This is a genomic window from Nocardioides pyridinolyticus (assembly GCF_054653575.1).
The window spans coordinates 65,445-82,774 of record NZ_BAAIFY010000003.1 but is presented as its reverse complement, the minus strand read 5'-3'; the positions used below and the strand labels follow the sequence as shown (position 1 = coordinate 82,774).

The window sequence follows — 17,330 nt, the reverse complement described above, 5'->3', positions numbered from 1 at the left end:
CCGGTAGCATCGACCTGCTTGCACCAGGCGCGAACCGCAAAATCCGGGGAGGACATGCACCAGGCCAGCCGGTCGGGACGACCCACGATGCCATGGGAACGTCACCGACGGCGCTTCCGGGGCGTTCTCGCCGTGTCCGTGGTCACGTGCGCCGGCTTCGCCGTCCTGCTCGCGCCCGGAACGGCCCCGGAGGTGCGCCTGTCGGCCAGCGCACTCGGCCTGGTGCTGAGCGGCGCGTTCACCGCGGTCAGCTGCTGGCTGCGCGCCCGCCGCACCATCGGGCGCCGCCGCCGCTCCTGGCTGCTGATCATGAGCGGCGCGCTGATCGCGATCGCCGGCAACGTGTGGGCGACCGCCGTCGGCTCCGACCCCGTGACCTCGCCGAGCGCGTTCAGCAACCTGACCATCACCGTGGCCCTGGTGCTGTGCATCCTCGCGGTGCTGGGCTTCCCGAGCGTCCGCCGCCGGGGCATCGACCTCGTCGTGATGACCCTCGACGGCCTGGTCATCGGCGGCGCCGTGCTCATCGTCGCCAGCAGCCTGGTCTACTCCGAGCTGCTCGAGCAGACCCGCGGGTCCGCCTCGCAGCTGGCCACGCTGCTCATCCCGGTGCTCGACGTCGTGCTCGTCGTCGTCGCGCTGCTGCTCGTGCTGCGCAGCCGCGGGTCGGACCGGCGGGCCCTGCTCCTCCTGGCGCTGGGCTTCCTCGCGTACGCCGCCGCGGACCTGCCCTTCGCCGTGCTGGCTGCGCAGGGCGAGTTCGAGTTCGGCACGCTGCTCGACCTCGGCTGGATCGTCGGCTACGTGCTGCTGGCGCTGGCCGCGTGGTATCCCAGCGTCGCCACCGACACCCCCGACGCGGTCGACGCGGTCGACGCGCCGACCCAGGTGCGCGACGCGATCCTCGTCTACGCGGTGCTGATGGTCGCGGCGACCGTACAGGTGGCGCTCGGCTCCGACGGCCGGCTCGGCTACGCCACCGCCGCCCTGTGGCTGATGATGGCACTCGCCGCCGCCACCCGGCAGATCCTGCTCACCATCGACAACCGGACCCTGCGCCGGGACCTGGAGGATCGGGTCGAGGCGCAGACCGCCGACCTGCGCCGGCTCGCCCGGCAGACCGAGGTGCTGCTGACCTCGGTGGGCGACGGCATCTACGGCGTCGACGCCGAGGGACGGATCACGTTCGTGAACCCGGCCGGCGCCTCCGCCCTGCGGTACGACGCCGACGAGCTGCTCGGCCGCGTCGCGCACGACGTCTTCCACGCCCCCGACGAGCACGGGACGGCGTACTCCTACGAGGGCTGCTACATCGCCGAGGCGATCCGCTCCGGCATCGTGACCGCCGCCAAGGAGGACGTCTACGTCCGGTCCGACGCGACCACGTTCGACGTCGAGATCACCGCCAGCCCGCTGGTCGACGAGGACCTGCCGCGCGGCGCCGTGGTGGTGTTCCGCGACGTCACCCAGCGGCGCGAGGTCGACCGGATGAAGAACGAGTTCCTCTCGGTGGTCAGCCACGAGCTGCGCACCCCGCTCACGTCGATCCGCGGCTCGCTCGACCTGCTCTCCAGCGGCGTCCTCGGCGAGCTGACCCCGCAGGCCCGCTCGATGACCGCGATCGCGGCCGAGAGCAGCGAGCGGCTGACCCGCCTGATCAACGACATCCTCGACCTCGAGCGCATCGAGTCCGGCGACCGGCCCGTCGACGCGGTGCCGGTCGACGCGGCCGACCTGCTGACCCGGTCCGCCACCGAGATGGCGGGCCTCGCGGACACCACCGGCGTGCGCGTCGTCGTCGGGCCCAGCACGGGTCGCGTGCTCGCGGACGCCGACCGCATCGTGCAGACGCTCACGAACCTGCTGAGCAACGCGATCAAGTTCTCCGACACCGGAACAGTGGTCCAGCTCGACGCGCAGACCGACGGCGGCGGGCACGTGCTGTTCCGGGTGCGTGACGAGGGCCGGGGGATCCCGGAGGACAAGCTGGATGCGATCTTCCAGCGCTTCGAGCAGGTCGACTCGTCCGACGCCCGGCAGATGGGCGGCACCGGCCTCGGGCTGGCCATCAGCCGCGGGATCGTCGAGCGCCACGGCGGCCGGATCTGGGCCGAGAGCGAGCTCGGCGCCGGCACCACGGTGATGTTGACACTGCCCTCGGCACGCGCGGCCCGCGCCAGCCACCAGCACGTCCAGCAGGAGGAAACACCGTCGTGAACAAGCTCGACATCGCCGTCCGCACCGCCGTCGGCACGGGCCGCACCCTGCTGTCGGCGTTCGACCACGCGCTGCTCCAGGCGGGGGTCGCCAACTTCAACCTGATCCCGCTCTCGTCGGTCATCCCGCCCGGCAGCACCGTCATCCGCGACGGCGAGCCGGTGCGCGGCGGGCACGGCGACCGCCTCTACTGCGTCGAGGCGGTGGCGTACGCCGACCATCCCGGCGAGGTCGTCTCGGCCGGTCTCGGGTGGGCGATCCACCCGACGATCGGCGGACTGTTCGTCGAGCACCACGGCGGGACCCCGGAGTCGGTCGAGGAGCAGATCCGGCTCAGCCTCACCGACCTCGCCGAGCACCGCGGCATCGACTTCGGCGAGGTCAGCACGGCCATCGTCTCCGCGCACTGCACCGACCTGCCGGTCTGTGCCCTGGCCATCGCGGCGTACGCCACCGCGGAGTGGAGTACGCCGTGACCATCGGCCAGCAGCTGCACGTGAGCGTCGAGACCGAGCTCGACCCGGCCCTGGCCGAGACCTTCCACAGCCTCTACCGCGAGGCCTTCGGCGCGCTCGAGGCCCGGGCGGTGGCCCGCCAGCTGCTGCACCGCGAGGAGTTCCTCGAGGAGATGCACGACCCGCGCGTGGAGAAGCACGTCGCCTGGAGCGAGGGCGTGCCGATCGGGCTCTCGACGCTGACCCGGCACCTCGAGACCGTCCCATGGATCAGCCCGGCGTACTTCGCCCACCACTACCCCGAGGCCTTCGCCCGCGGCGCGGTCTACTACATCGGCTTCGCGCTCGTGCAGGCCGAGCACCGGCAGGCCCGGGTGTTCCAGGCCCTGGTCCACAGCATGGGCCTGGGCCTGGCCGAGGCCCGCGCGGTGGTCGGCTGGGACATCTGCGCGTTCAACGACGAGAGCTTCGCCTTCGGCGAGCACGCCGCCCGCGCCCTCGAGCAGACCGGGGACGTGACCGTGGTCCCGGTCGACCGGCAGACCTACTACGTCGGCACCTTCGGGGACCCGGCGTGAGGACCCCGACGGTCCTCATCGTCGACGACGACGACTCCGTGCGCGAGGTCACGAAGATGGCGCTCGAGCTCGTCGCGAAGTGGCACGTGCTCGCCGCCAACGGCGGCGCGGCGGCGGTCGACCTGGCCCGCGAGCACCAGCCGGACGCCGTGCTCCTCGACCTGATGATGCCGGTCATGGACGGCCGGGCGACCTTCCAGGCGCTGCGGGCCGACGAGCGCACCCGCGACATCCCGGTCATCCTGCTGACGGCCAAGCTCCAGGTCGGCGAGAACCAGGCGTGGGACGACATGGCGGTGGTCGGCGTGATCTCGAAGCCCTTCAGCCCGATGACGCTCGGCAACGAGGTGGCCGCGATGCTCGGCTGGGACGACGTCGGCGTCTGACGTCCGCCCTGGGCTGAATCGCTTGCCCCTGCGGCCCGGCTCCGAGAGGTCGGCCGGGTGAAGATCCTGGTGCTCGGCGGTTCGGTGTTCCTCTCCCGGGCGGTCGCCGCCGACGCCCTCGCGCGCGGCCACGAGGTCGCGCGACGCCCAGCCCGCGGACGTCGACCTCTCCGTGGATCCGGAGGCGTACGGCCCGATGAAGGTCGCCTGCGAGCAGGTCGTGCGCGACGGCGCCGCCTCGTGGACGGTGGTCCGGCCCGGCCTCATCGTCGGCCCCGGCGACCCGACCGGGCGCTTCACCTACTGGCCGGTGCGGCTGGCCGACGGCGGGGAGGTCCTCGCGGGTGGCGACCCGGAGGACGAGATGCAGGTGATCGACGTGCGCGACCTGGCCGCGTGGATCGTCGGCTGCGCCGAGCGGCGTACCTCCGGCGACTACGACGGCGTCGGCGAGGTGCTGCCGATCCGCGACCTCCTCGCGCAGGCCGCCGTCGGCGTGAGCAGCGACGCCACCCTGGTGTGGGTGCCGCAGGAGTTCCTCTCCGCGCAGGGCGTCGAGTCCTGGATGGGCCCGGAGTCGCTGCCGCTGTGGCTGCCGCGGCCGGAGCACGACGGACTCGGCAGCCACGACCCGGCGCCGTCCCTGGCGTGGGTGCGGGCGACCGAGGGCGCACCCGTGAGCGGAATGTCATGCGCCCGCGAGGCCGCGCTGCTGGCGGAGTGGCATCGAGGTCGTGCGGCGAGGGGCTGACGAGCGGGGAGGCGGCCGGCCGTCATTCGCCCTCGCCGCGCGACCTCGTATCCTCCGGGGATGACGCGCCGCCTGTCCGCCGCCGAGCTCATCGACCTCGTCCTCGACGAGGGGTCGTGGACGTCGTGGGACACGCCGCCGGCGTACGGCGCCCTCTCGGAGGAGTACGCCGCCGAGCTCGCCGCCGCGCGGGAGAAGAGCGGCGTCGACGAGTCGGTGCTCACCGGCGAGGGCCTGATGAAGGGCCGCCGGGTCGCGGTGGTGATGGGCGAGTTCCGGTTCCTCGCCGGGTCGATCGGCCGCGCGTCCGCGGACCGGCTCGTCACGGCGATCGAGCGGGCGACCCGCGAGGGCCTGCCGCTGCTCGCCGGCCCGGTCAGCGGTGGCACCCGGATGCAGGAGGGCACGCCGGCGTTCGTGCAGATGGTCCGGATCACCGCGGCCGTCGCCGCGCACAAGAACGCCGGTCTCCCCTACCTCGTCTACCTCCGCCACCCCACGACCGGCGGCGTGATGGCGTCGTGGGGCTCGCTCGGCCATGTCACCGTCGGCGAGCCCGGCGCGCTGATCGGGTTCCTCGGCCCGCGCGTCTACGAGGCGCTCTACGGCAGGCCCTTCCCCGAGGGCGTGCAGACGGCCGAGAACCTCTACACCCGCGGCATCATCGACGCCGTGCTCCCGCCGGAGGAGATCGCCGGCATCCTCGACCGCGCGCTCGCGGTCATCCTCGCGCCGCGGCACGGCATCAAGCCGGTGCCCGCGCGGGTCCCGCTCTCGCCGCTCCCGGATGTCGAGACCTGGGACGCGGTCACGCGGTCGCGGCGCACCGACCGCCCCGGCGTACGCCGCCTGCTGAAGTACGCCGCCAGCGACGTGATCCCGCTCAACGGCACGGGCCAGGGCGAGCACGACCCGGGCCTGCTGCTGGCGCTGGTGCGGTTCGGGCAGGCGCCGTGCGTCTTCCTCGGCCAGGACCGGCGCGGCCAGACGACCGAGCACCCGATGGGGCCGGAGGCGCTGCGCGAGGCCCAGCGCGGGATGCGGCTGGCCTCCGAGCTGAACCTGCCCCTGGTCACCGTCATCGACACCCAGGGCGCGGCGCTGTCGGCCGAGGCCGAGAACGGCGGCATGGCCGGCGAGATCGCGCGCTGCATGAGCGAGCTGATCACCGTCCGCGCGCCCACGCTGTGCCTGATGCTCGGCGAGGGCAACGGCGGCGGTGCGCTGGCCTTCCTGCCCGCCGACCGGGTGATCGCCGCCCAGCACGCCTGGCTCTCGCCCCTCCCGCCCGAGGGCGCCAGCGCGATCGTGCACCGCGACCTCGACCACGCCCCCGAGATGGCCCGCGCCCAGCAGGTCCGCGCCCTCGACCTGCGCGAACGCGGCATCGTGGACCGGCTCGTCACCGAGCACCCCGACGCCGCCGACGAGCCCGAGGCCTTCTGCCAGCGGGTCGGCGCGGTGCTGGAGCACGAGCTCGCCGCGTTGCTCGACGCCGGGCCGGGGTCGCCGGCGGACCGCGCGCGCCGCTACGTGTAACGCGGGGTTACGACGACTGGTCACCCCGCTCGAACGGGTTCATAGTCGTTCTAACCCCGCGTTACATCGTGAGGAGCGAGCTAGAGGCTCCCCCTCAGGCGCACGCGGCGGTAGCCGCCGTCAGCGACCTCTTGACCTCCGGCTCGTCGGCGAGGTCGGGGTCCAGGAACGCGCCGTCCCGGGCGAAGAAGCCCGCGTCCACCAGCGCCGCGAACCCCAGGTCGTCGAGCAGGTACGCCGCCGCGCAGTCCGCCTGCGCCGGCGTCATCACCCGCTCGAGGGACGCCGCGAGCTCGTCGGCGGCGCGCCGCTCGACGTCGACGGCCGGCCCCGAGGGCTCGGGATCGGGTTCCCGCCACACGACCCAGGCACCGGCGGCCGCGACGACGAGGAGGAGGATCGCCATCGGGACCGCGACCAGCCACCAGCGCCGCCGCCGCGGCGCCGTCGCGGTCAGCGCCTCCCGGAACGCCGCGGCCGAGGAGTAGCGGTCGTCGGGCCGCTCGGCCGTCGCGACGGCCACCACCGACTGCAACGAGTCGCCGGGCGCGAGCACCGCGCGGAGCAGGCAGCCGAGCGCGTAGACGTCCGACCCCACGCCCGCGGCGCCGCCCGCGGTCAGCTCGGGCGCCATGTAGGCCGGCGTGCCCGCCTCGTCGTGGACGCTGCCGATCGGCCCGGCGACGCCGAAGTCCGCCAGGTAGGCGCGGATGCGGGGGCCGCGACGGAGCAGCACGTTCGCGGGCTTGATGTCGCGGTGCACCAGCCCGGCGGCGTGCGCGTCGGCGAGCCCGGCGGCCACCTGGTCGATCAGGTCGATCGCGACCGGCCGCGGCGGCGCGCCGTACTGCTTCAGCAGCCGGCCGAGGTCGCCGTCGGGGACATAGGGCGAGGCGATCCAGAGCCGGCCGTCGTCCTCGCCGAACGCGTACACGGGCAGCACGTGCTCGGAGCTGAGCGCGGCCTGGAGCCGCGCCTCGCGGGTGAACCGCCCGCGGAAGCCGGGGTCGTCGGCGAGCTGTGGCGAGATCACCTTGAGCGCGACCGGCCGCTCCAGGGCGGTGTCCCAGGCCTCGTGCACGACGCCCATGCCGCCGCTGCCGAGGCGGCGGACGATGCGGTACGGCCCGACCCTGTCCACGCGCGTCTCCTACCCGCGCTCACGAGGGCGCAGACCTGCCTCCACAGCGCGTCCCTGAAGATCTCCTCAATCACCCTGCGGGGTGTGCCGCCCGGCACTAGCGTGCGCGCATGTCCCACCGCGACCTCAGCGACCTCGAGCTCCGGGCGCTCGCGTTCGTCGACGAGCGCGAGCTCGTCCGCGATCTCGTCGACCTGATCTCGGTGCCGTCGGTGAGCGGCTCCGACGCCGAGTGCGACGTGCAGCACCGGCTGGCCAAGCAGGTCGGCGAGCTCGGACTCGACGTCGACCTGTGGCAGCTCGACCTGCCGCGGCTGACCGCCGGCCCGGCCTTCCCCGGGTGGGAGGCGACGCGGACGGAGGCGTGGGGCCTGGTCGCGTCCAGCGGGCCGGGCGAGCCGGAGCTGGTCCTCCAAGGCCACGTCGACGTCGTGCCGAGCGGCGACCTCGCGCAGTGGCGCCACGACCCGTTCAGGGCGACCGTCGAGGGGCGCCGGATCCACGGACGCGGCAGCGGGGAGTACGCCGAGGCCGACGGCGCCCTGCACGACCTGGTCGCCGCGGCGCACGCCGACGTCACCCGGGGACCGCGGCCGCGCGAGCGGGGTGCGCCGTACGGCAGCGACCTCCGGCTCTACTCCGCGGCCGGCGTGCCCACGCTGCACTACGGTCCCGGCGACGTCCGCCTCGCCCACGGGCCGGAGGAGTCGGTGGTGGTCGACGAGCTCGTCGCCGTGACCGAGAGCCTGGTGCTCGCGCTGGTCCGCGCCTGTCGTCGACCCCGTGTGGAGAATGGGCCGATGCGTCGCACGCTCTCGGTGGTCCTCGGGTCCGTCCTCTGCCTCGCGCTCCTCGCGCCCGGCGCGCTCCTGGCGCCGGCCGACGCCGGCGGGCCGCGCACGTGGCGGGTCGGCCCGGACCGGGAGCTGCGGACGCCCAGCGCGGCGGCCGCGGTCGCGCTCGACGGCGACACGGTGCTCATCGACGCCGGGACGTACGCCGGCGACGTGGCCACCTGGACGCAGGACGACCTGACGCTGCGCGGCGCCGGGGGGCGCGCGCACCTGCGGGCGGACGGGGCGAGCGCCCAGGGCAAGGCGATCTGGGTGCTCGCCGGCGACCGCACGAGCGTCGACCGGCTGGAGTTCAGCGGCGCCGCAGTGCCGGACGGCAACGGCGCCGGCATCCGCCAGGAGGGCGACGACCTCACGGTCACCCGCAGCTGGTTCCACCACAACGAGAACGGCATCCTGACCGGGGCCGCGCCGGACAGCGACGTCGTCATCCGGCGGTCGCGTTTCTTCCGCAACGGCGCGGGCGACGGCTACACCCACAACATCTACGTCGGCGCGGTGCGGTCGCTCACCGTCACCGGCAGCTGGCTCTGGGGCGCCGACACCGGCCACGAGCTCAAGTCCCGCGCCGCGCGGAACACCGTCGTCGGCAACCTCGTCAGCGACCGCGACTCCACCGCGAGCTACTCGATCGACCTGCCGAACGGCGGTCGCTCGCTCGTCGCCGGGAACACGATCGTGCAGGGGCCGCACTCGGAGAACTCGGCCCTCGTCTCCTACGGCGCCGAGGGGTTCACCGGCTCGAAGCAGCTGTGGGTCGTCAACAACACCTTCGTCAACCGCCGCTCGACGGGCACGTTCGTGAGCCTGGACGCGGGCAGCCGCGCCGTGCTGCGCAACAACCTGCTGGTCGGTCCCGGCGACCTGACCACGCTCTCCGGCGTACCGGCCAGGGGCAACCGGCGGGTCGGCCTGCGGCACTTCGCCGACCCGGCCCACGACGACTTCCGCCTCCGTGCGGGGTCGCCGGCGATCGACCGGGGCGTGCGCGTGCCGCAGCGGTGGCGCCCGCGCTGGGAGTACGTCCACCCGGCCGGCCAGGAGCGCCGGCACGTCGCCGGCCGGGTCGACCTGGGCGCCTTCGAACGCCGCCGTTGAGTTGGCCCTCGTTCGCCGTTGAGTTGGGCCGGAGTCGCGAACTCCTACCCAACTCAAGCGTGACTGAGGCCCAACTCGACGATCAGAACAGCAGCGCCGAGGCGGGGTCCTGCATCATGCCGGCGACGTCGGAGAGGAACTGCGAGCCCTTCTCTCCGTCGATGTGCCGGTGGTCGAAGGACAGCGCCAGCGTGGTGACGTCGCGCGCGACGATCTCGCCGGTCGCCTCGTCGACCCACGGCTGCTTCTTCACCGCGCCGAAGCACAGGATCGCGGACTCGCCGGGGTTGATGATCGGCGTTCCGGCGTCGACGCCGAAGACGCCCACGTTGGTGATCGTGAACGTGCCGCCGCTCATCTCGGCCGGCTGCGTCTTCCCCGCGCGGGCGGTGTCGACGAGCGCGCCGAGCGCGGTCGCGAGCTCGGGCAGCGACATCGCCTCGGCGTCCTTGATGTTCGGGACGACCAGGCCGCGCGGGGTGGCCGCGGCGATGCCGAGGTTCACGTAGCGCTTGAAGACGACCTCGCCGGCCGCCTCGTCCCACCACGAGTTGATCTCCGGCGTACGCCGCATGGCGAGCATCACCGCACGGGCGAGCACGAGCATCGGCGAGACCCTCACGTCGCGGAGCTCGCGCCGGGCCTTCAGCCGCTCGACGAACTCCATCGTCCGGGTGACGTCGACGGTGACCCACTCGGTGACGTGCGGCAGCGTGAACGCCGACTGGACCATCGCCTGGCCCATCATCTTGCGCACGCCCTTGATCGGCTCGCGGTACTCCCGACCCGCCGGCGCGGGGGCCGGGGCGGCCGGGGCAGGAGTGCCGCCCGCGGCCGACTCGACGTCCTCGCGGCACACGGTGCCGTTCGGGCCGGTCGGGGTGAGCGTGCTGATGTCGACCCCCAGGTCCTTGGCCAGCTTGCGCACCGGGGGCTTGGCCAGCACCTGGACCGACGCGGCCGCCGCGGGGGCGGCCGGCGTCGACGGGACCGGCGCCTCGTCGGCCTCGTCGGCCCCGTCCGCCTCGACCATCGGGGCCGCACCCGGCTCGAAGGCCGCCTGGGTCTGCCAGTGCGCCGCGGCGGCGCCGGAGGTGACCTTGCGGGCGCGCCGGACCGGGCCGCGGTCGGCCTTGTTGCGGCCGACCAGCGACTCGCCCTCGCCGCCACCCGAGGCGGCCGGGTTGGAGAGGTCGATCTCGGCCGGTGCCGCCGGCGAGCCCGCGGCGGGCTCGCCGATCGCGATGATCGGGGTGCCGACCGGGACCGTGACCCCGACCTCGACCATGATCGCGGTGACCTCGCCCGCGAACGGGGAGGGCAGCTCCACGATCGACTTCGCGGTCTCGATCTCGACGACGACCTGGTTGATCTCGACGACGTCGCCGACCTGCACGTGCCAGGCGACGATCTCGGCCTCGGTGAGGCCCTCGCCCACGTCGGGCAGCTTGTACTCGGGCATGTCAGAACTCCAGGTTCAGAAGGCGAGGGAGCGGTCGACGGCGTCCAGCACCCGGTCCAGGTCGGGGAGGTAGTCCTCCTCGATCCGCGAGGCGGGGTAGGGGGTGTCGAACGCACCCACGCGCAGCACCGGGGCCTCCAGCGAGTAGAAGCACTCCTCGGTGATGCGGGCGGCGAGCTCGGCGCCCATGCCGAGGTTGACGTGGGCCTCGTGCGCGACGATCGCCCGGCCGGTGCGGCGCACGGACTCGTAGACCGGCTTCATGTCCAGCGGCGAGAGCGTGCGCAGGTCGATGACCTCGAGCGACTTGCCCTCGGTCGCGGCGGCCTCGGCCGCGGACATCGCGGTCTTCACCGTCGGGCCGTAGGCCAGCACGGTCGCGTCGGTGCCGGCCCGGACGACGCGCGAGGTGAACAGCGGCGCGGGCGTCGCCGACTCGTCGAGGTCGGCCTTGTCGGCGTGGTACTGCCGCTTGGGCTCGAGGAAGATGACCGGGTCGTCGCAGGCGATGGCCTGCTGGATCATCCAGTAGCCGTCCACCGGGTTCGAGCAGGCGACCACCTTCAGGCCCGGCGTGTGCGCGAACTGCGCCTCCGGGCTCTCGCTGTGGTGCTCGACCGCGCCGATGCCGCCGCCGAACGGGATCCGGATCACCATCGGCATCTTCAGCTTGCCCTGGCTGCGGAACTGGAGCTTCGCGACCTGGCAGACGATCTGGTCGTACGCCGGGTAGACGAAGCCGTCGAACTGGATCTCGACGACGGGGCGGTAGCCGCGCAGGGCCAGGCCGACCGCCGTACCGACGATGCCGGACTCGGCCAGCGGCGAGTCGATGACCCGGTCCTCGCCGAAGTCCTTCTGCAGGCCGTCGGTGATCCGGAAGACGCCGCCGAGCTTGCCGACGTCCTCACCCATGAGCAGGACCTTGGGGTCGTCCTCCATCGCCTTGCGCAGCCCCATGTTGAGGCCCTTGGCGAGCGTGATCCTCTGGGTCGCCCCGCTCATCAGTGCGCCCCCTCGAAGCTCGCGAGGTACGCCGCGAACCCGTCGCGCTGCGACTCGAGCTCCTCGGTCATCTCGCTGTAGACGTGGTCGAAGATGCTCAGCGGCTGCGGGTCGGGCAGCGCCTTGCATCCCTCGCGCAACCGGTGGCCCAGCTCGTCGGCCTCCTGCTCCACGCCGGAGAAGAACGCGTCGTCGGCGACCCCGTTGCGGCGCAGGTACGCCGCGACGCGGGCGATCGGGTCCTTGAGCTTCCAGCGCTCGAGGTCGTCGGAGAGCCGGTAGCGCGTCGGGTCGTCGGTCGTGGTGTGCGCACCCATCCGGTACGTGTACGCCTCGACGAACGTGGGACCCTGCCCCTCCCGGGCCCGCTGGAGCGCGGCCTGGGTGACGGCGTACGTCGCGAGGACGTCGTTGCCGTCGACCCGGACGCCGGGGAAGCCGAAGCCCAGAGCCCGCTGGTAGAGCGGGATCCGGCTCTGGCGCTCGATCGGCTCGGAGATCGCCCACTGGTTGTTCTGACAGAAGAACACGACCGGGGCGTTGTAGGACGCGGCGAAGATGAACGACTCGTTGACGTCGCCCTGCGAGGACGCGCCGTCGCCGAAGTGCGCGATCACCGCGGCGTCGCGGTCGGGGTCACCGGTGCCGACGACGCCGTCGCGCTGCATGCCCATCGCGTAGCCGGTCGCGTGCAGCGTCTGCGCGCCGATCACGATCGTGTAGAGGCCGAAGTTGTTGTCGGCGGGGTTCCAGGAGCCCTGGTCCACGCCGCGGAAGAGCCCGAGCAGGTCGAGCGGGTCGACGCCCTTGCACCAGGCGACGCCGTGCTCGCGGTAGGTCGGGAAGACGAAGTCCTGCGGGCGCAGCGCCCGGCCGGCGCCGATCTGCGCGGCCTCCTGGCCGAGCAGCTGGGCCCAGATCCCGAGCTCGCCGTGGCGCTGGAGCGCGGTGGCCTCGGTGTCGATGCGACGGGTGAGGACCATGTCCCGGTAGAAGCCGAGGATGGCGTCGTCGCCGAGGTCGAAGGCGAACTCGGGGTGCTCGACCCGCTCGCCCTCCGGGGTCAGCAGCTGGACGAGCTCGGGGCCCCCGTCCTGCTGCGAGGGACCGAACACCTCCACGAGGTCCGGTCCGAATCCGGGTGTCTCACCCGATGACTGGTGGCTCACGTGCGCTCCTTCGAGATCGCCGGCGGGTACGGGGTCTCCGCGTGCCGAGGTCGGTCGCTCCGGACACGGGACGCGGGGGTGGTGCGCCCTGTGACCCGGAACACAATCGTGCCGGGCAAACCTACCCGCGTCGCCGTCACCCCCGCCAATCCGGGTCGGTCTGCTCGTGGGGCGGTATGAACCGCTTTTCCGGGTTCCGGTTGCGGGGCCTGCGCGACCTGCCGAGACTTCTTCTGCGACTCGCGGAAGAAACGGGGACGGACGTGAGCGGTACGGGCGACTCGGGCACCCGGCGCCCGGTCGGCGTGGGGCTGGGACCTCGCGACCACATCCCGACCGCTGTCCGGCACGCCACGCGGGACGCCGCGACGCGCCTGCAGGTGCGTCGCATCGAGCTGGCCGAGCGCATCCAGCGCCGATCGGTGCCGGGCGTCGAGCTCCTCACCGGGGGGCTCGACCGCATCAACGACTGGCTGCTCGAGGCGATCCCGGGGTGGCAGGAGATGCTGTCGATCCGGGACGCGACGACCGCGGCCAACCTCCGGGCGAGCCTTCCGGCCAACCGCCGGTTCCTCGCAGCGGGCCTGCGGATGACGAGCATCCTCGACAACGACGGCACCCGTCCCGACGCCCGGGTGCTGGTCGCGAACGAGCCCGTCGGCGACTACTACTTCGGCGTGGGCCCGATGTCGCTCAAGATCGCCGACCGACGCCTGCTGCTGCTGTCCGGACCCGTGCTCGACGGCGAGGAGTCGCTGCTGCTGATCTCGGCCGGGCCGTGCATCGAGGCGGCGTGGAAGTACTGGGAGCTCGCCCTCGAGTCGTCGTACCCGGCCCGCGGCTCGGTGCCGCCCCCGGCCGAACTGACGCCGCGTCAGCACCAGGTCGTCGCGCTGCTGGCCAACGACCTCGGCGACGCCGCGATCGCGGAGGCGCTCGGCGTCAGCGTCCGCACGATCCGCTCGGACGTCGCCGCGATCCTCGGCGCCCTGGGGGTGCGCTCCCGCTTCGCGGCCGGGCTCCGGCTCAGCAGCGGCAGCTGACGTCCTCGGCGTGCCTCCCCGGATCCGGCTGCGGCCGGGCCATCCTGTCGCCTCACGATCGGGTGCACACGGTGGGGCGGGGTGGATGGTGCGGGGGAGGCGGGCGGCCACGGCTGCCCTGATGGCGGTGCTGGTCACCGCGCTGGTGGTCGAGCTGACCGGGGGGCCGACCACGGCCGCGACGCCGCGCGCCGAGGTGGTCCGGCAGGCCGCGCCGGTGTTCCACAGCAGCGGGTTCGCCGACCCGACCGTGGCGCGCTACGCCCACGGGTACGTCGCGGTGTCGACCGGCGCGCGGGCACCGCGGGCCGTCGCCCGCACCCCGCGCGGGCCCTGGAAGCCGGCGGGCCGCGCGCTCGCCGTACGACCCGCGTGGGCGAAGCCGGCCGCGATCTGGGCGCCGGACCTCGTGTGGACCGGCAAGCGCTGGCTGCTCTACTTCTCGGCCGTGAAGCGCGGCGGGGCCAAGCGCTGCATCGGGGTCGCGACCGCCCGCCGGGCGACCGACGCGTTCCGTCCCGGCCGGTCGCCGCTGGTCTGCCCGCGCCGCGGCGCGATCGACCCGTCGGGCTACACCGCGCGCAGCGGCGGGCGGCACCTCGTCTACAAGACCCAGGGCCTGCCGACCACGATCCGGGTCGTCCGGCTCAGCCGCGACGGCCGGCACCGGGCGCACGGCGCCGCGGGCCGGGTGCTGCTGCGCAGCCGGCACACGGTCGTCGAGAACCCGACGCTCGTGCGCCGGGGCCGCCTGCTTTTCCTCCTCACGTCCGAGGGGTCGTTCGAGGACTGCGGCTACCGCACGACCTGGCGCCGGTCGCGCACCCTCCACCACTGGAGCCGGCCGCGCCTGCTGCTCGGCAACCATGGGCTCTGTGGCCCGGGCGGCGCGGACCTGTCGGTGAGCCGCCGCGGACGCGTGGTGTTCTTCCACGGCTGGACCTGCCACCGGGCGAAGCCGTGCCCGGCGCGGTTCCACTCCGGGCGCGACGGCCACCCGCACGCCCGACGGGCGCTGTACGCCGCGCACCTGGACTGGCGGCACGCGACGCCGCGGATCGGCCGGTTCGTGCGGCCGATCCGCTGGTGAGCCGCCTAGCCTGAGCACGTGGAGCTCGAGTTCAGCGGCGAGGTGTTCAGCTGGCGCGGCCCGGCGCCGTACCACTTCGTCCGAGTGCCGCCCGACGAGGCCGAGAGGATCCAGGAGATGGCCGCGGCCGTGACCTATGGATGGGGGATGATCCCGGCCGCCGTCACCGTCGGCGACACCACGGTCACCACGTCGCTGTGGCCGAAGGACGGCTCCTACGTGGTGCCCCTCAAGGACGCGCTGCGCCGGCCGGAGGGCATCGAGCTCGACGACGTGGTCGCGGTGCGCCTGTCGATCGACGTCTGAGGCCGGGGTTCCAGGGCAGTTCGCCCGGTTCTCGCCCGTCGCCACGGCCGGGAACCGTGGAGATACCCGGTCAACCGGGTACCCCACGAGCCCGAGCTACAGCTTCTCGCGCCCGTGCTCCGTCAGCCAACCGCGGTTGTCCGGGCCCTTCGGGACGACCTGGCTGGGATTGATGTTCGTGTGCACGACGTAGTAGTGCCGCTTGATCTGGAAGAAGTCGACCGTGTCGCCGAAGCCCGGCGTCTGGTACAGGTCGCGCGCGTAGCCCCACAGCGCCGGCATCTCGCTCAACTTGTTGCGGTTGCACTTGAAGTGCCCGTGGTAGACCGCGTCGAAGCGGACCAGGGTGGTGAACAGCCGGACGTCGGCCTCGGTGATCGCGTCGCCCATCAGGTAGCGCCGGTCGGTGAGCCGGTCCTCGAGCCAGTCGAGCGCGGCGAAGAGCCGGTCGTAGGCCTCCTCGTACGCCTCCTGCCCGGTCGCGAAGCCGCAGCGGTACACCCCGTTGTTGACCTCGGTGAAGATCCGCTCCATGACCTCGTCCATCTCCTCGCGGAGGTCGTCGGGCCAGAGGTCGGGCGCGTCGGGACGGTGGTGGTCGCGCCACTCGAAGAAGAAGTCGTGGGTGATCCAGGGGAAGTCGTTGGTCACGACGCCACCGGAGGGCACGTCGACCATCGCCGGCACCGTGATGCCACGCGGGTAGTCCGGGAAGCGCGCGAAGTACGCCTCCTGGAGCCGCTCGTAGCCGAGCACCGGGTCGCGCCCGTCCGGGTCGAGGTCGAAGGTCCAGCTGCGCTCGTCGTGCGTCGGCCCGCACAGCCCCATCGAGATCACGTCCTCGAGCCCCAGCAGGCCGCGCACGATGATCGCGCGGTTGGCCCACGGGCAGGCCCGGGCGGCCACGAGCCGGTAGCGGCCGGACTCGACCGGCCACAGCTCGCCCTCGACCGGGCCGTGCTCGGGCTTCCGGGCGTTCTCGGTGATCCGGTCCGGAATGTAGGTCGTGTCGCGCTTGAACTCCCCCGACTCCTCACTCATGGGGCCACCTTAGGCAGGAGACCCTGACGGTCCTTCGCCCGGAGGATCCGCAGCACCGAGGAGTTGACCCGCTGCTTGAACGCCGGACTGCGCTGCGCCTTGGCCAGGACGGCGGCATACATCGCGGGGAGCGGATCGGGGTCGACGACCAGCACCAGGTCGCCGCCGGCCTTCAGGAAGCGCACCGCGCGGGCCGCCGGCCGGATCGCCGCCACCTGCTGGGCGCGGGCGAGGTCGTCGCTGATCACGACGCCGGTGAAGCCGAGGTCGCCGCGCAGCATCGTGCCGACCACGACCGGCGAGAACGCCGCCGGGCGCCTCGGGTCGATCCGCTCGTAGTACGCCGTCGACATCATCACCACCGGCACGCCGTCCCGCACCGCCGCCCGGAACGGCCGGAGGTAGGCGTCGCGCCGGGTGGTCACGCGGTCGGTGACGCCGTCGGCGATGTCGGGGTTCGCGTGCACCCGGCCGAGACCGGGGAAGTGCTTCGCCGTGGGCGTGACGCCGCCGTCGAGCATCCCGCGCAGGAAGGCCAGACCGTGCCGGGCGACGACCCGCGTGGTGTAGCCGAACTGCCGGTCGTACTTGCCGATGGGTGGGTTGTGCCGGGCCGCTCGCTTGCTCGGCACGGTGTCCAGGACCGGCGCCAGGTTCATGTTCACCCCGGCGTCGCGGAGCTGCTCGCTCCAGGTCTTCGCCGAGCTGCGCAGCCCGGCGAGCGACCAGCGGCCCTGCACCAGCGCGGACGGGATGTCGGAGAAGCCCGGCCCCTGCAGCACCCGCACCTGGCCGCCCTCCTGGTCGGTGGCCACGAAGAGCCGCACGTTGCCGGTCGACGCCGCGGACACCTCGCCGCGCATCGCGCGCGACACCCGGCGCGGGTCGCGGACGCCGGCGTAGCTGCGGCCGGTGAGCATCACGTTGCCGACGTGGTAGCGCCCGATCTGGGCCCGCGTCCTCCGGTCCACCCGATCGGCCGGCGTACCGACCATGAACAGCTGGCCGACGCGCTGCTCGAGCGACATCCCGCGCATCACCTGGGCCGGTGTCGCCTCCCGCGACGCCTCCTGAGCGGCGGGCTGGGCGGCGGCCCCGAGGCTCCCGGCGGCGAGGACGGTCGACACGACGAGGTTCGGGATCACGGAGAGCACGCCCGAGACCGTACAAGCCGGGCCGCGCGACGAGGATGCCG

16 protein-coding genes are annotated in these 17,330 nt (G+C 73.3%); 10 read left to right on the top strand and 6 right to left on the bottom strand.

The window, feature by feature from the left end; translation table 11 throughout:
* The first annotated feature begins 132 nt into the window (after nucleotides 1-132).
* The 6 genes from ACYQ0U_RS03930 (at nucleotide 133) to ACYQ0U_RS03905 (ending at nucleotide 5,926) form a co-directional block, all read left to right on the top strand.
* Entirely contained in the window at nucleotides 133-2,217 is a 2,085-nt protein-coding gene (locus tag ACYQ0U_RS03930; protein ID WP_459969643.1) for a sensor histidine kinase, read from the top strand.
* Complete coding sequence (locus ACYQ0U_RS03925) at nucleotides 2,214-2,693, top strand: pyruvoyl-dependent arginine decarboxylase (protein ID WP_459969641.1); 480 nt, start codon at nucleotides 2,214-2,216, stop codon at nucleotides 2,691-2,693. Before ACYQ0U_RS03930 ends, ACYQ0U_RS03925 begins: the two co-directional genes overlap by 4 nt.
* Nucleotides 2,690-3,250, top strand: a complete 561-nt coding sequence (locus ACYQ0U_RS03920) for a hypothetical protein (protein WP_459969639.1) — start codon at nucleotides 2,690-2,692, stop codon at nucleotides 3,248-3,250. Before ACYQ0U_RS03925 ends, ACYQ0U_RS03920 begins: the two co-directional genes overlap by 4 nt.
* Nucleotides 3,247-3,636: a response regulator gene (locus tag ACYQ0U_RS03915; RefSeq protein ID WP_459969636.1), complete on the top strand. Its 390-nt coding sequence runs from the start codon at nucleotides 3,247-3,249 to the stop codon at nucleotides 3,634-3,636. Before ACYQ0U_RS03920 ends, ACYQ0U_RS03915 begins: the two co-directional genes overlap by 4 nt.
* Before the next feature lie 172 nt (nucleotides 3,637-3,808).
* Nucleotides 3,809-4,387 carry a Rossmann-fold NAD(P)-binding domain-containing protein gene (locus ACYQ0U_RS03910; protein WP_459969634.1) on the top strand — a complete coding sequence of 193 codons (579 nt, stop codon included), beginning with the start codon at nucleotides 3,809-3,811 and terminating at the stop codon, nucleotides 4,385-4,387.
* Between the two features lie 60 nt (nucleotides 4,388-4,447).
* Nucleotides 4,448-5,926, top strand: a complete 1,479-nt coding sequence (locus ACYQ0U_RS03905) for a carboxyl transferase domain-containing protein (RefSeq protein ID WP_459969632.1) — start codon at nucleotides 4,448-4,450, stop codon at nucleotides 5,924-5,926.
* A 94-nt stretch (nucleotides 5,927-6,020) separates the two neighbouring features.
* Here ACYQ0U_RS03905 and ACYQ0U_RS03900 read toward each other — a convergent pair whose 3' ends face one another.
* Nucleotides 6,021-7,067 carry a serine/threonine-protein kinase gene (locus ACYQ0U_RS03900; protein ID WP_459969630.1) on the bottom strand — a complete coding sequence of 349 codons (1,047 nt, stop codon included), beginning with the start codon at nucleotides 7,065-7,067 and terminating at the stop codon, nucleotides 6,021-6,023.
* A gap of 110 nt (nucleotides 7,068-7,177) precedes the next feature.
* Here ACYQ0U_RS03900 and ACYQ0U_RS03895 point away from each other — a divergent pair, with 110 nt between their 5' ends.
* Nucleotides 7,178-9,019 carry a M20/M25/M40 family metallo-hydrolase gene (locus ACYQ0U_RS03895; RefSeq protein WP_459969628.1) on the top strand — a complete coding sequence of 614 codons (1,842 nt, stop codon included), beginning with the start codon at nucleotides 7,178-7,180 and terminating at the stop codon, nucleotides 9,017-9,019.
* An 82-nt stretch (nucleotides 9,020-9,101) separates the two neighbouring features.
* On the opposite strand, the gene ACYQ0U_RS03890 is transcribed toward ACYQ0U_RS03895, so the two are convergent.
* From ACYQ0U_RS03890 to pdhA, 3 genes are read right to left on the bottom strand one after another with little or no spacing between them, the layout of a single operon-like run.
* A complete protein-coding gene (locus ACYQ0U_RS03890) occupies nucleotides 9,102-10,481 on the bottom strand; it encodes a dihydrolipoamide acetyltransferase family protein (protein ID WP_459969626.1) in 1,380 nt (459 codons plus the stop codon).
* Between the two features lie 15 nt (nucleotides 10,482-10,496).
* The gene (locus ACYQ0U_RS03885; RefSeq protein ID WP_459969623.1) at nucleotides 10,497-11,486 is read right to left on the bottom strand and encodes an alpha-ketoacid dehydrogenase subunit beta; all 990 of its coding nucleotides are present in this window, start codon (nucleotides 11,484-11,486) and stop codon (nucleotides 10,497-10,499) included.
* A complete protein-coding gene (pdhA, locus tag ACYQ0U_RS03880; RefSeq protein WP_459969621.1) occupies nucleotides 11,486-12,655 on the bottom strand; it encodes a pyruvate dehydrogenase (acetyl-transferring) E1 component subunit alpha in 1,170 nt (389 codons plus the stop codon). Before pdhA ends, ACYQ0U_RS03885 begins: the two co-directional genes overlap by 1 nt.
* Nucleotides 12,656-12,918: 263 nt before the next feature.
* Here pdhA and ACYQ0U_RS03875 point away from each other — a divergent pair, with 263 nt between their 5' ends.
* From ACYQ0U_RS03875 to ACYQ0U_RS03865, 3 genes are all read left to right on the top strand, one after another.
* Nucleotides 12,919-13,698: a helix-turn-helix transcriptional regulator gene (locus tag ACYQ0U_RS03875; protein WP_459969619.1), complete on the top strand. Its 780-nt coding sequence runs from the start codon at nucleotides 12,919-12,921 to the stop codon at nucleotides 13,696-13,698.
* 121 nt (nucleotides 13,699-13,819) lie between these two features.
* Nucleotides 13,820-14,788, top strand: a complete 969-nt coding sequence (locus ACYQ0U_RS03870) for a family 43 glycosylhydrolase (RefSeq protein WP_459969617.1) — start codon at nucleotides 13,820-13,822, stop codon at nucleotides 14,786-14,788.
* An 18-nt stretch (nucleotides 14,789-14,806) separates the two neighbouring features.
* Nucleotides 14,807-15,094, top strand: coding sequence for a DUF1905 domain-containing protein (locus ACYQ0U_RS03865; protein ID WP_459969615.1), 288 nt, complete (start codon nucleotides 14,807-14,809; stop codon nucleotides 15,092-15,094).
* 96 nt (nucleotides 15,095-15,190) lie between these two features.
* On the opposite strand, the gene ACYQ0U_RS03860 is transcribed toward ACYQ0U_RS03865, so the two are convergent.
* Together ACYQ0U_RS03860 and ACYQ0U_RS03855 are read right to left on the bottom strand one after the other, a co-directional pair.
* Entirely contained in the window at nucleotides 15,191-16,135 is a 945-nt protein-coding gene (locus tag ACYQ0U_RS03860) for a glutathione S-transferase family protein (RefSeq protein ID WP_459969613.1), read from the bottom strand.
* A complete protein-coding gene (locus ACYQ0U_RS03855; protein ID WP_459969611.1) occupies nucleotides 16,132-17,289 on the bottom strand; it encodes a glycoside hydrolase family 3 N-terminal domain-containing protein in 1,158 nt (385 codons plus the stop codon). Before ACYQ0U_RS03855 ends, ACYQ0U_RS03860 begins: the two co-directional genes overlap by 4 nt.
* Nucleotides 17,290-17,330: the final 41 nt, after the last annotated feature.

Bases quoted from the DNA above. Each gene is read 5' to 3' on its own strand.
- ACYQ0U_RS03860 (WP_459969613.1), bottom strand. From the start codon at position 16,135: ATGAGTGAGGAGTCGGGGGAGTTCAAGCGCGACACGACCTACATTCCG.
- ACYQ0U_RS03885 (WP_459969623.1), bottom strand. From the start codon at position 11,486: ATGAGCGGGGCGACCCAGAGGATCACGCTCGCCAAGGGCCTCAACATG.
- ACYQ0U_RS03905 (WP_459969632.1), top strand. From the start codon at position 4,448: ATGACGCGCCGCCTGTCCGCCGCCGAGCTCATCGACCTCGTCCTCGAC.
- ACYQ0U_RS03890 (WP_459969626.1), bottom strand. From the start codon at position 10,481: ATGCCCGAGTACAAGCTGCCCGACGTGGGCGAGGGCCTCACCGAGGCC.
- ACYQ0U_RS03870 (WP_459969617.1), top strand. From the start codon at position 13,820: ATGGCGGTGCTGGTCACCGCGCTGGTGGTCGAGCTGACCGGGGGGCCG.
- ACYQ0U_RS03895 (WP_459969628.1), top strand. From the start codon at position 7,178: ATGTCCCACCGCGACCTCAGCGACCTCGAGCTCCGGGCGCTCGCGTTC.